Genomic DNA, 305 nt, shown 5'->3' on the forward strand with positions numbered 1-305 from the left:
CGGCCGAGACCCGCTGCTTCTTGTCGAGGTCGTCGGAAACGCCGACATCGCCCTTGCCCGAGAAATGGTCATAGGCATCGGGATGCTCGAACACCGTCTTGATGCCGGTGAAGAATTTCGACGTCGGCCCGAGCACGCCAGGCTTCTCGAACATGACGCCGGCATTGTAGTTGAGCGCCGAAATGCTGTTGCTGCCGATGCCGCTGATCGAACCGTCGATGCGCAGCTTCTCGGCCTGGCCGAACAGGTTGCGGTGTCCCCAGTAGCCTTCGAGCCCAAGCCCTTCCGTGTTCGAGAGGGTGCCG

Annotated in this window: 1 pseudogene; it reads right to left on the reverse strand. The window is 62.0% G+C overall.

Going from position 1 to position 305, the window contains the following annotated elements:
• Positions 1-305 (reverse strand): annotated as a pseudogene (locus tag EN818_RS31755) (outer membrane protein assembly factor); the annotation flags it as partial.

It is taken from the genome of Mesorhizobium sp. M3A.F.Ca.ET.175.01.1.1 (genome assembly GCF_004791945.1).
GTDB lineage: Bacteria > Pseudomonadota > Alphaproteobacteria > Rhizobiales > Rhizobiaceae > Mesorhizobium.